This is a genomic window from Pseudomonas sp. MWU12-2020, assembly GCF_023100605.1.
GTDB classification, from domain to species: Bacteria; Pseudomonadota; Gammaproteobacteria; order Pseudomonadales; family Pseudomonadaceae; genus Aquipseudomonas; species Aquipseudomonas fluorescens_H.
The window spans coordinates 383918-395934 of record NZ_JALMEX010000002.1; the positions used below are offsets into that span (position 1 = coordinate 383918).

Annotated in this window: 9 protein-coding genes and 1 pseudogene; 2 read left to right on the top strand and 8 right to left on the bottom strand. The window is 60.3% G+C overall.

The annotated features are described in order from the left end of the window. Window positions 1-101: 101 nt before the first annotated feature. The gene (locus M0814_RS05870) at window positions 102-1709 is read right to left on the bottom strand and encodes a carboxyl transferase domain-containing protein (protein ID WP_003223701.1); all 1608 of its coding nucleotides are present in this window, start codon (window positions 1707-1709) and stop codon (window positions 102-104) included. A gap of 13 nt (window positions 1710-1722) precedes the next feature. Beyond that, entirely contained in the window at window positions 1723-2886 is a 1164-nt protein-coding gene (locus M0814_RS05875; RefSeq protein ID WP_003223703.1) for an isovaleryl-CoA dehydrogenase, read from the bottom strand. Between the two features lie 208 nt (window positions 2887-3094). Between M0814_RS05875 and M0814_RS05880 the strand changes: the two genes are divergently transcribed. Then, entirely contained in the window at window positions 3095-4792 is a 1698-nt protein-coding gene (locus M0814_RS05880) for an AMP-binding protein (protein WP_103486216.1), read from the top strand. 666 nt (window positions 4793-5458) lie between these two features. Here M0814_RS05880 and M0814_RS05885 read toward each other — a convergent pair. The 4 genes and pseudogenes from M0814_RS05885 to M0814_RS05900 form a co-directional block, all read right to left on the bottom strand. Further along, window positions 5459-6358: a hydroxymethylglutaryl-CoA lyase gene (locus M0814_RS05885; protein WP_103486215.1), complete on the bottom strand. Its 900-nt coding sequence runs from the start codon at window positions 6356-6358 to the stop codon at window positions 5459-5461. 31 nt (window positions 6359-6389) lie between these two features. Beyond that, a pseudogene (locus tag M0814_RS05890) lies at window positions 6390-6506 on the bottom strand (DUF4381 domain-containing protein); the annotation flags it as partial. Beyond that, window positions 6506-6907, bottom strand: a complete 402-nt coding sequence (locus tag M0814_RS05895) for a MerR family DNA-binding transcriptional regulator (RefSeq protein WP_003223708.1) — start codon at window positions 6905-6907, stop codon at window positions 6506-6508. The gene M0814_RS05895 and the pseudogene M0814_RS05890, both read right to left, overlap by 1 nt. 197 nt (window positions 6908-7104) lie before the next feature. Beyond that, a complete protein-coding gene (locus M0814_RS05900) occupies window positions 7105-8034 on the bottom strand; it encodes a LysR family transcriptional regulator (protein WP_045122379.1) in 930 nt (309 codons plus the stop codon). Window positions 8035-8191: 157 nt separating this feature from the next. Here M0814_RS05900 and M0814_RS05905 point away from each other — a divergent pair, with 157 nt between their 5' ends. Continuing rightward, window positions 8192-9421, top strand: coding sequence for an acyl-CoA dehydrogenase (locus tag M0814_RS05905; protein WP_103486214.1), 1230 nt, complete (start codon window positions 8192-8194; stop codon window positions 9419-9421). A gap of 131 nt (window positions 9422-9552) precedes the next feature. Here the strand turns inward: M0814_RS05905 and M0814_RS05910 are convergent, their stop codons facing one another. Together M0814_RS05910 and xthA are read right to left on the bottom strand one after the other, a co-directional pair. Beyond that, window positions 9553-10887 carry a phosphate ABC transporter substrate-binding/OmpA family protein gene (locus M0814_RS05910; protein ID WP_103486213.1) on the bottom strand — a complete coding sequence of 445 codons (1335 nt, stop codon included), beginning with the start codon at window positions 10885-10887 and terminating at the stop codon, window positions 9553-9555. Window positions 10888-11075: 188 nt separating this feature from the next. Further along, a complete protein-coding gene (xthA, locus tag M0814_RS05915; protein ID WP_003223715.1) occupies window positions 11076-11888 on the bottom strand; it encodes an exodeoxyribonuclease III in 813 nt (270 codons plus the stop codon). Window positions 11889-12017 lie beyond the last annotated feature (129 nt).

Below are 12017 nucleotides of genomic sequence, written 5' to 3' on the forward strand. Positions count from 1 at the left end.
TTTCTGTGGGAGCGGGCTTGCTCGCGAAGACGGTCTGTCAGTTGCGGATACGTCGACTGATACACCGCTTTCGCGAGCAAGCCCGCTCCCACAAAAAAGCATCACATCCGGAACACGCCGAAGCGGCTCGGTTCGATAGGTGCGTTCAACGACGCGGACAAAGCCAGGCCCAGCACGTCGCGAGTCTGTGCCGGGTCGATGACGCCGTCGTCCCACAGGCGTGCGCTGGAGTAGTAGGGGTGACCCTGCTCTTCGTACTGATCGAGGATCGGTTGCTTGATCTCGGCTTCCTGCGCGGCGCTGAAGGTCTGGCCGCTGCGTTCGGCCTGCTCGCGCTTGACCTGCACCAACACGCCCGCGGCCTGTTCGGCGCCCATCACGCCGATGCGTGCATTCGGCCACATCCACAGGAAACGCGGATCGTAAGCGCGCCCGCACATGCCGTAGTTACCGGCGCCGAAGCTACCGCCGATGATCACGGTGAATTTCGGCACTTTGGCGCAGGCCACGGCGGTCACCAGTTTCGCGCCGTGCTTGGCGATGCCGCCGGCCTCGTACTTCTGGCCGACCATGAACCCGGTGATGTTCTGCAGGAACAGCAGCGGAATGCCGCGCTGGCAGGCCAGTTCGATGAAGTGCGCGCCTTTCTGCGCGGCTTCGGCGAAGAGGATGCCGTTGTTGGCGAGGATCGCGATCGGGTAGCCATGCAAGTGCGCAAAACCGCAGACCAGCGTGGTGCCGAACAGCGCCTTGAATTCATCGAACACCGAACCGTCGACCAGTCGTGCAATCACTTCGCGCACGTCGAACGGTTGCTTGGCATCGGCCGAAACCACACCGTACAACTCGTCGCTGGCATACAGCGGCGCAATCGGCGTGCGCTGCTGCAGCTCGCCGAGCTTGCGCCAGTTGAGGTTGGCGACGCTGCGGCGGGCGAGGGCGAGGGCGTGTTCGTCGCTCTCGGCGTAATGGTCGGCGACCCCGGAAATCTTGCAGTGCACATCGGCACCGCCAAGATCTTCAGCGCTGACCACTTCACCGGTCGCGGCTTTCACCAGCGGTGGGCCGGCGAGGAAGATCGTCGCCTGATTGCGCACCATGATCGCTTCGTCAGCCATCGCCGGCACATACGCGCCGCCCGCGGTGCAGGAGCCCATGACCACGGCGATCTGCGGAATGCCCATCGCGCTCATGTTGGCCTGGTTGAAGAAGATCCGGCCAAAGTGCTCGCGATCCGGGAACACCTCGTCCTGACGCGGCAGGTTGGCGCCGCCCGAGTCCACCAGATAGATGCACGGCAGGCGGTTCTGCTGGGCGATGGTCTGCGCGCGCAGGTGTTTTTTCACGGTCAGCGGGTAGTACGAGCCACCTTTCACCGTCGCGTCGTTGGCGACGATCATGCACTCGACACCTTCGACCCGGCCGATTCCGGCAATCACGCCCGCGGCGGGAACGTCTTCGCCATACACCGCGTGCGCGGCGAGCTGGCTGATCTCGAGAAACGGCGAGCCCGGATCGAGCAGGCGGTTGATGCGTTCGCGCGGGAGCAACTTGCCCCGCGAGGTGTGACGTTCCTGGGCTTTCGCGCCGCCGCCCTGCGCCACTTGGGCGAGCAGGGTGTGCAGCGCGTCGACCTGTTCAAGCATCGCCGCGCTATTGGCGGCGAACTCCGCTGAACGGGGATTGAGCTGGGTATGCAGGATAGCCATGTGCAGCTCCGTTTTAGCGGGTTTCGTTGAACAGTTCGCGGCCGATCAGCATGCGCCGGATCTCACTGGTGCCCGCGCCGATTTCGTACAGCTTGGCGTCACGCAGCAGGCGTCCGGCGGGGAATTCGTTGATGTAGCCGTTACCGCCGAGAATCTGGATCGCGTCGAGGGCCATTTGTGTGGCGCGCTCGGCGGTGTAGAGGATCACCCCGGCGGCGTCCTTGCGCGTGGTTTCGCCACGCTCGCAGGCCTGAGCGACTGCATACAGGTAGGCGCGGCTGGCGTTTAGCTGGGTGTACATGTCGGCGACCTTGCCCTGGATCAGCTGGAATTCGCCGATGCTCTGGCCGAATTGCTTGCGGTCGTGGATGTACGGCACGATCAGGTCCATGCACGACTGCATGATCCCGGTCGGGCCGCCGGAGAGCACGACGCGCTCGTAGTCGAGGCCGCTCATCAACACCTTCACGCCGCCGTTGAGCACGCCGAGGATGTTTTCTTCCGGCACTTCGACGTCATCGAAGAACAGCTCGCAGGTGTTGGAACCGCGCATGCCGAGCTTGTCGAACTTGTTGCTGCGGCTGAAGCCTTTCCAGTCGCGCTCGACGATGAATGCGGTGATGCCGTGCGGGCCTTTTTCCAGGTCGGTCTTGGCGTAGATCACGTAGGTGTTGGCGTCAGGGCCGTTGGTGATCCAGGTCTTGCTGCCGTTGAGCACGAAGCGGTCGCCACGTTTGTCGGCGCGCAATTTCATCGAAACCACATCGGAACCGGCGTTTGGCTCGCTCATGGCGAGGGCACCGACGTGTTCGCCGCTGATCAGCTTCGGCAGGTATTGGCTTTTCTGTTCGTGGTTGCCATTGCGGTTGATCTGGTTGACGCAGAGGTTGGAGTGCGCGCCGTAGGACAGTGCCACTGACGCCGAGCCACGGCTGATTTCTTCCATCGCCACCACATGCGCCAGATAACCCAGGCCCGCACCGCCGTACTCTTCCGGCACGGTGATACCCAGCAGGCCCATGTCACCGAATTTGCGCCACATGTCGGCGGGGAACAGGTTGTCGCGGTCGATCTGCGCAGCGCGTGGGGCGATCTGATCGGCGACGAAGGACTGAACCTGATCGCGCAGCATGTCGATGGTTTCACCGAGGGCGAAGTTCAGGGATGGGTAGCTCATGGGTCACCTTTTGGCTTTTTTGTAGGGTGGGGAGGGCGGTCAATGGCTCTCACCTTTACGTTAACGTAAGCCTGTGGTGAATGGCTGTCAATCATCCTTTACGTTAACGTCAACTTGAGCGAGAGTAGGGGCAGTTCAAGATTGAAAGCGGACAGACTTGTTGAAGTGAGCTCCGGTAAACCCACTAATAAAGACAATAGGGGTCGTCATGGATCAACCCAGTGCAAACCCGCAGCGCAGCTACACCCGTGGTTCCCAGGACAAAGCCTTGCTGGCGATGACCATCGGGCAGAAGTTCGACCAGACTGTCGCGCAATACCCGCACGGCGAGGCGCTGGTGGTACGGCATCAGCAGTTGCGCTACTCCTGGCAGCAACTGGCCGATAGCGTCGATCTGCACGCCAGAGCGTTGCTGGCGCTGGGTTTGCAGGCGGGGGATCGGCTCGGTATCTGGGCGCCGAACTGTGCGCAGTGGTGCATCACGCAAATCGCCACCGCGAAGATCGGCGTGATTCTGGTCAACATCAATCCGGCCTACCGCAGCTCCGAACTGGAATACGTGCTCAAGCAGTCCGGTTGCCAGTGGCTGGTCTGCGCCGGCGCGTTCAAATCCTCCAACTACCACGCCATGCTGCAAGGGCTGGTGCCGGAACTCGCAGAGCAATCCATCGGCCAGTTGCGCAGCGAGCGTCTGCTGGATTTGCGCGGGGTGATCAGCCTCGATGCGCAGCCGCCATCCGGCTTCCTGCCGTGGTCGCAACTGGCCGATCTGGCGAGCAGTGTTTCGCCCGAACAATTGCGCGAACGCAGCGACAGCCTGCACTTCGATCAACCGGTGAACATCCAGTACACCTCCGGCACCACCGGTTTCCCCAAGGGCGCGACCCTCAGTCACTACAACATCCTCAACAACGGTTACATGGTCGGTGAAAGCATCGGCCTGACCCCGAGCGACCGCCTGGTGATCCCGGTGCCGCTGTATCACTGCTTCGGCATGGTCATGGGCAACCTCGGCTGCATCACCCACGGCAGCACCATGATTTATCCCAACGACGCGTTCGACCCGTTACTGACCCTGCAAACCGTCGCCGAAGAAAAAGCCACCGGCCTGTACGGTGTGCCGACCATGTTCATTGCCATGCTCGATCAACCGCTGCGCGGCGAATACGATCTGTCGAGTCTGCGCACCGGGATCATGGCTGGCGCGACTTGCCCGATCGAAGTCATGCGTCGGGTCATCAGCGAGATGCACATGAGCGAAGTGCAGATCGCCTACGGCATGACCGAGACCAGTCCGGTGTCGCTGCAGACCGGGCCAAACGACGAACTGGAATTGCGCGTGACCACCGTCGGCCGTACCCAGCCACAACTGGAAAGCAAGATCATCGACGAGGCCGGCAACCTGGTGCCGCGCGGCACCATCGGTGAGCTCTGCACCCGCGGTTACAGCGTGATGCTCGGCTACTGGAACAACTCGCAAGCCACGGCCGAAGCCATTGATGAGGCAGGCTGGATGCACACTGGCGATCTGGCGAGCATGAACGATGAGGGGTACGTGAACATCGCCGGGCGCAACAAGGACATGATCATCCGGGGTGGCGAGAACATTTACCCGCGTGAGCTGGAGGAGTTTTTCTTCACCCACCCGGCGGTGGCGGATGTGCAGGTGATCGGCATTCCGTGCTCGCGTTACGGTGAGGAAATTGTCGCCTGGATCAAATTCCACCCTGGCCACAATGCTTCCGAGCTGGAGTTGCAAGCCTGGTGCAAGGAGCGCATCGCGCACTTCAAGACGCCACGGCACTTCAAGTTCGTCGAAGAGTTTCCGATGACGGTGACGGGGAAGATCCAGAAATTCCGGATGCGTGAGATCAGTATCGAAGAGTTAAAAACAATCGAACGGTAACCACCACCCCTGTGGGAGCGGGCTTGCTCGCGAATGCGGAGTGTCAGGCGACAAATTTGTACCTGATACACCGTATTCGCGAGCAAGCCCGCTCCCACAATGGAGATAGAGTATTTTCAGGAATCACAGAAAGCACAAAGGGGAGCCGAAGCTCCCCTTTAATTTTGTCGTCGCGTGCTCTTTCTTATTATTGAGGGGCGGTCTGTTGTTGTTTTTGGCAACCGTGGCCCTTTACCGCTGTTTTTGGCGACCCCCATCCGGGGTCAAGAGCAAACGTATTTTTTTGAGCGCTGATCTGCTTTCTCGTTAAACGATCCAACCGATTCGGGAGCTACCTGAAGGTAGTTTTATTGTTCTCTGCCCGGTTGCGGGTCACTCCTGAGAGCACCCTGAAAAGCACACCTTCTCCAAAAAAATCTGTTAGCTGCGTCTCTGCCGTGTTGTTTTTGTTATGTCAGAGTCGGTACGTCTTATTTTTATTGGTTTGCTGCTTTTTATTCTTGTTATGCCATAGAGATAGCAGAAGCCGTGCCAACTTTTAAAAACCCTTATAAATCAATTGCTTGAGTTTTTTGAAGGATTTTTCCTTCAGGGCAAACCAGACAATTTGTTTCCGTGTTACTCGTCTATGCCCACGTTTCGGACACAGCGGTAACACCTTCGCCCTCACTGTGCGCTGCGAGCCTTGGCGACACGCGAACCGCTCGGACGACCGAGCACCGCACTGATCTGCTGACCCGCCGCAATCAAGGCATCCAGGTCGATACCGGTCTTGATGCCCAGACCATTGAGCAGGTACACCACGTCTTCGGTGGCGACGTTACCGCTCGCGCCTTTGGCGTACGGGCAGCCGCCGAGGCCGGCGATAGAGCTGTCGAACACCGCGATGCCTTCCAACAGGCTGGCGTAGATGTTGGCCATCGCCTGGCCGTAGGTGTCGTGGAAATGGCCGGCGAGTTTTTCCCGTGGCACTTGCGCCGACACCACTTCGAACAACCGCCGCGTGGCGCCTGCGGTGCCGGTGCCGATGGTGTCGCCGAGGGACACTTCGTAGCAGCCCATCGCGTACAACTCGCGGGCGACCATCGCCACTTGTTCCGGCGCGACCTCGCCTTCATAGGGGCAGCCGAGCACGCAGGACACGTAACCGCGCACGGTAACGCCGTGCTGTTTCGCGGCTTCCATGATCGGTGCGAAGCGCGCCAGGCTTTCGCTGATCGAGCAATTGATGTTGCGCTGCGAGAACGCCTCGGACGCAGCGGCGAACACCGCCACCTCCTTGACCCCGGCAGCGAGCGCGTCTTCAAAGCCGCGCAGGTTCGGCGCCAGTGCGCCATAGGTCACGCCGGGCTTGCGCTGGATCTGCGCGAACACCTCGGCGGACCCGGCCATCTGTGGCACCCATTTCGGTGAGACAAAACTGCCGACTTCGATATAGTCAAGGCCGGCGGCGCTCAGGGCGTCGACCAGTTGCACCTTGTCAGCGACGCTGATCGGTTGGGCTTCGTTCTGCAGGCCATCGCGCGGGCCGACTTCGATCAGGCGTACTTGGGAGGGGAGGGACATGGGTTGACCTGCTCATTTTCGGAATTACATGAGGTCCCTGTGGGAGCGGGCTTGCTCGCGAATGCGGTGTATCAGATACAAAATTTGTCGCCTGACACTCCGCCTTCGCGAGCAAGCCCGCTCCCACAGGGAATGAGTTGTGGCTGATTACTGCGCTATCTGCTGGCTCTTGAGCGTCTGCTCCAACGCCTGCACGCAGCGCTCTTCAGCGGTATCGAGTTCCAGTTTCATCTGTTCGATGTCGAGCAACTGCTGCTCGAGCTGTTCGCGGCGTTCGCTGATTTTCGCCAGCATGCTGTTGAGCTGTTTGGTGTTACCGCTGGATGGGTCGTAGAGTTCGATCAGTTCGCGGCATTCGGCCAGCGAGAAACCGATGCGCTTGCCGCGCAGGATCAGTTTCAGGCTGACCTTGTCGCGTGGCGAGTAGATGCGTTCCTGGCCTCGGCGCTCGGGGCTGAGCAGGCCTTGTTCCTCATAAAAGCGGATCGCCCGGGTGGTGATGTCCAGCTCGCGGGCGAGGTCGGAAATGCTGTAGGTCTGGCTGCTCATGAAAGCGCTCGGAAAAAGGTCTTGGCGCTAAGCTAATGGCGAGTTGACGTTTACGTCAAGGTTCAAAATGTGTGGCGCGAGTGCTGGCCTCTTCGCGAGCAGGCTCGCTCCCACACTCGGTCGCGTTTCTTCAGATGGAACGCGATCAACTGTGGGAGCGGGCTTGCTCGCGAAGAACGATAACGCGGTTGCCAGCCTTACACCTTATCGAGCTTCTTCTCATGCGCCGTCACCTGCTGGCACAACTCGATCATCTGCTCGCGCATCCAGCGGTTCGCCGGGTCCTGATCGGTGCTCTCGTGCCAGTACAGGTGGGTCTCCACCGGGGGCACGTCGTTGACCGGCAGATTGAATGCATGCAAGTCATTACGCCGGGCGAAACGCTCGGGCACGGTCATCACCATGTCGGTCTGCTGCATCACCTGCGATGCCATCAGGTAATGCTGCGAGCGCAGGGCGATCTTGCGCTGAATGCCCATTTTGCCCAGCGCCAGATCGACATAACCCAGACCGCTGCGGCGGCTGGAGATGTGAATGTGAGTCAGCGACAGGTAATCATCGAGGCTGAGTTTTTCCTTGCCCGCCAGCGGATGGCCCTTGCGCATCGCACAGACGTAACGGTCTTCCATCAGCTTGACGTGGCGCACCTGCGGGTCGGTGTTGAGCGGTGCATCCACGGCGAAATCCAGGCGTCCGGCGGCCAGTTCCTTGGTGGTCTCGCGGCGTTTGGACAGAAAGCTCTCGATGATCACCGTCGGCGCCAGACGCCGCAAACGCTGGAACAGCGGCGGCAGAATCACTGCTTCAGTGAGGTCGGTCATGCTGATGCGATAAGTCTTCACCGCTTGGGCCGGGTTGAAAATCCGGCTCTCCTGCACCGACACCCGCAGCAACGACAGCGCGTTGCGCACCGGGCCGATGATGTTCTGCGCCATCGGCGTCGGCACCATGCCTTGGGCGGTGCGCACGAACAGCGGATCGTTGAAGGTCTCGCGCAACCGCGCCAACGCGTTGGACACCGCCGGCTGGGTAATCCCGACAATCTGCCCGGCGCGGGTGAGGTTGGCTTCGGTGTAAATCGCGTCGAAGACGATGAAAAGGTTGAGGTCGACCTTACTCAGATTCATAACGCGGCTTCTCTTGTTCTAGGGGCTGACGATCAGCGGATCATATATCGGTGATGAATGTTTATACACGCCGAGAATAGGCTAGGTAAATTATCAACGCTGTTCTAGCATCGATTGCATGATCTGAACAACCTCTGCCCATAGAAGGTAATTGCTCATGGATTTCGCTTATTCGCCCAAGGTGCAAGAACTGCGTGAGCGCGTGACCGCGTTCATGGACACTTACGTTTACCCGGCCGAAGCCGTGTTCGAACGCCAGGTTGCCGAGGGCGATCGCTGGCAGCCGACCGCGATCATGGAAGAGCTCAAGGCCAAGGCCAAGGCCGAAGGTTTGTGGAATCTGTTCCTGCCTGAGTCGGAACTCGGCGCCGGCCTGACCAACCTTGAATACGCACCGCTGGCGGAAATCATGGGCCGGTCGCTGTTGGGGCCGGAGCCGTTCAACTGCTCGGCGCCGGACACCGGCAACATGGAAGTGCTGGTGCGCTACGCCAATGGAGAGCAGAAACAGCGCTGGCTCGAACCGCTGCTGCGCGGCGAAATCCGCTCGGCGTTCGCCATGACCGAGCCGGACGTGGCCTCGTCCGACGCCACCAACATGGCCGCCCGCGCCGTGCGCGATGGCGACGAGTGGGTGATCAACGGCAAGAAGTGGTGGACCTCCGGCGCCTGCGATCCGCGCTGCAAGATTCTGATCTTCATGGGCCTGAGCAACCCTGACGCACCGCGCCACGCCCAGCACTCGATGATCCTCGTGCCGGTCGACACCCCCGGGGTGAAAATCGTCCGTCCGCTGCCAGTCTTCGGTTACGACGATGCACCGCACGGCCACGCCGAAGTGCTGTTCGACAACGTGCGGGTGCCGTACGAAAACGTTCTGCTCGGTGAGGGTCGCGGTTTTGAAATTGCTCAGGGTCGCCTTGGCCCGGGGCGGATTCACCACTGCATGCGGTCGATCGGCATGGCTGAACGCGCACTGGAATTGATGTGCAAGCGTTCGGTGAGCCGCACCGCGTTCGGCAAACCGCTGGCACGTCTGGGCGGTAACGTCGACAAGATCGCCGACTCGCGGATGGAAATCGACATGGCGCGCCTGCTGACCCTGAAAGCGGCGTACATGATGGACACCGTCGGTAACAAAGTGGCGAAGAGCGAGATCGCACAGATCAAGGTCGTCGCGCCGAACGTCGCCCTGCGGGTGATTGACCGGGCGATCCAGATTCACGGCGGGGCCGGGGTCTCGAATGATTTCCCGCTGGCCTACATGTACGCCATGCAGCGCACCCTGCGCCTGGCCGACGGTCCGGACGAAGTGCACCGCGCGGCGATCGGTAAGTTCGAGATCGGCAAATATGTGCCGAAGGAAATGCTGCGTAGCGGTCATTAAGACCGCGTCGCCGGCTTCGCGAGCAAGCCCGCTCCCACATTCGACCGCATTCCGACTGGAAGAATGCGATCAAAAGTGGGAGCGGGCTTGCTCGCGAAGGAGCCCATGCATCCAGCACATCAACATCAGGTTCAGTACACCCAAACCTCAACCCGCCGATTCTTGATCCTGCCTTCATCCGCGCTGTTCGTCGCCACCGGCATCTGCGCGCCAAACCCGCGTACTTCGCGCAGCACCACGCCGTTTTTCACCAGCTCGCGGCGCACCGCCATCGCCCGTAGTTTCGACAGCAGGTCGGCCCGTGCCGGGTCGTCTTTCTCGTCACCAAACCCCACCAGTGTCACCGCGCGCTCGGTTTTGTCATGGCGTTTTATATAGTCGAGCACCCGCGCCAGATCCTGCCGTGCCTTGTTGTCCAGATTCGCGCTGCCTTCCTCAAAGCGGAAGTTCACCGTCAGACGCTGGGCGTGACGGCTGAGGGATTGATAACCCTCGGGCATCAGCGCATTCGGCGTGACGGTCATGGCACGCACGGTCTGGCTGATGAAACCATTGGCCGCGACGATCTTCTGGCCCTGTGGGCTTTGCGCAAAGGCCACCAGTGCCGACGCCCAGGGATTCTGGTTGCTGGGCGGTAGATAAAAGAACAAGCGGCGGGACAGCGGATAGTCCTCCGTTGCGATCAGACTATTGAGCGGCAACATCGATTGCGACGCGCCATCGGCGATTGCCACGGCTTTGGCCTGGCGCACATAAGGCAGACCGATAAAACCGATACCCTGCGGATCGCTGCTCACCGCATCGGACAATTGCTCGCTGGATTCGAAGCGTTTCGCAGTGGAACTCAGACTTTTCCCACGACGGCCCAGCACCAGTTCCTTGAACGTGTCGTAAGTGCCGGACTGATCATCCCGCGCATATAAATGAATCGCACCGCCGCGACCGCCGAGGTCTTCCCAGGTTTTCACCTTGCCGGCGAATATCCGCGCCAGTTGCTCGGTGTCCAGTTGCTGCAGCGGGTTGGCGGGATTGAGAATGATCGCCAGGCCATCGATGGCGATCACTTGTTCGGCGGCGGGACTTTTCAGGTCGCCGAGAAATTGCAGGCCCAGCAGTTCGCTGTCCTTGATTGGACGGGAGGCGGCGGCGAGGTCGGCGCTGGCGGTTTTCAGTGCAGTGAAACCGGTGCTGGAACCGTGGGCGGCGACTTCCACCACCACCCGTTTGCCCTCGGTTGTCTGGCCGACGATGTGTTGTTCGTTGGCGGTATCGGGGTTTTCACGGTGGATTTTCAGCAGACCCTGGTCCTGCAGAAAACCTTCGACCAGCGCCGGGCCGAGATCGGCGCCGATGGTGTTGGAACCCTGAATACGCAATGCCGGGCCGTTTTCAGGGATGGGCAGGGCGGCGGCACTGACCGTCAGCCATGCACTCGACAGAAAAGCGAACAGAACACGCAGGGTCATGCCGGCACCGAATCAGGCCAAGGGGATTGCCGGGGAGATTAAGTCAGGTGCATGACCAAAACATGACAGGGATCCAATGTAGGAGTGAGCCTGCTCGCGATGGCGGAGTATCAGCCAACAAACATATCGACTGATCCACCGTCATCGCGAGCAGGCTCACTCCTACAAGGATCTCTTAAAGCTTGAGATCAGCTCAATTCCAGCCAGATCGGCGCATGATCCGACGGTTTTTCCATCCCGCGCAGTTCATAGTCCACGCCCGCATCCTTGACCCGTGGCAGCAAGCCATGGGAGGCGAGTATCACGTCGATGCGCAGGCCACGCTTGGGTTCGTCTTCAAACCCACGGCTGCGGTAATCGAACCAGCTGAACATGTCGGTCACGTCCGGGTTCAGGTGGCGGAAGCTGTCGGTCAGGCCCCAGTTTTTCAGGCGGGCCATCCACTCGCGCTCTTCCGGGAGGAAGCTGCATTTGCCGGTTTTCAGCCAGCGCTTCATGTTGTCCGGGCCGATGCCGATGTCGCAGTCTTCCGGGGAAATGTTCACATCACCCATCACCACCAGCGGCTGCTCGTTGTGAAACTGGCTTTCCAACAGGGTTTGCAGGTCGCTGTAAAAGCGTTGCTTTGCCGGGAATTTGGTCGGGTGGTCGCGGCTTTCGCCTTGCGGGAAGTAGCCATTCATGATGGTCACCGGCACGCCATTGGCGTCGGCGAAGGTGCCCCAGATAAAGCGGCGCTGCGCGTCTTCTTCATCAGTGGCGAAACCTTTGTGAATGGCAATCGGCTCTTTGCGCGAAAGCAGGGCGACGCCGTAATGGCCTTTCTGGCCGTGGAAATAAACGTGATAGCCCAGCGCCCGCACTTCTTCCAGCGGGAACTGGTCGTCGTGGACCTTGGTTTCCTGCAGGCCGATCACGTCCGGCTGATGCTTTTCGATCAGCGCTGCCAACTGATGCGGACGGGCGCGCAGTCCGTTGATGTTGAAGGAAACAATCTTCATGGTCGGCAGTCCTGGCAAAAGGGCGATGCTAGCTGACATGTGGGATGGGGGCCAGTGTGGGGTGGGAGAAATCATTTTTGTCTGCCAGATAGATGTTGTCTGAACCGGCCTCTTCGCGAGCAAGCCCGC

Excerpts from the sequence above, each read along its gene's own strand:
- M0814_RS05870 (WP_003223701.1), bottom strand. The coding sequence starts at position 1,709 with ATGGCTATCCTGCATACCCAGCTCAATCCCCGTTCAGCGGAGTTCGCC.
- M0814_RS05875 (WP_003223703.1), bottom strand. The coding sequence starts at position 2,886 with ATGAGCTACCCATCCCTGAACTTCGCCCTCGGTGAAACCATCGACATG.
- M0814_RS05880 (WP_103486216.1), top strand. The coding sequence starts at position 3,095 with ATGGATCAACCCAGTGCAAACCCGCAGCGCAGCTACACCCGTGGTTCC.
- M0814_RS05885 (WP_103486215.1), bottom strand. The coding sequence starts at position 6,358 with ATGTCCCTCCCCTCCCAAGTACGCCTGATCGAAGTCGGCCCGCGCGAT.
- M0814_RS05895 (WP_003223708.1), bottom strand. The coding sequence starts at position 6,907 with ATGAGCAGCCAGACCTACAGCATTTCCGACCTCGCCCGCGAGCTGGAC.
- M0814_RS05900 (WP_045122379.1), bottom strand. The coding sequence starts at position 8,034 with ATGAATCTGAGTAAGGTCGACCTCAACCTTTTCATCGTCTTCGACGCG.
- M0814_RS05905 (WP_103486214.1), top strand. The coding sequence starts at position 8,192 with ATGGATTTCGCTTATTCGCCCAAGGTGCAAGAACTGCGTGAGCGCGTG.
- M0814_RS05910 (WP_103486213.1), bottom strand. The coding sequence starts at position 10,887 with ATGACCCTGCGTGTTCTGTTCGCTTTTCTGTCGAGTGCATGGCTGACG.
- xthA (WP_003223715.1), bottom strand. The coding sequence starts at position 11,888 with ATGAAGATTGTTTCCTTCAACATCAACGGACTGCGCGCCCGTCCGCAT.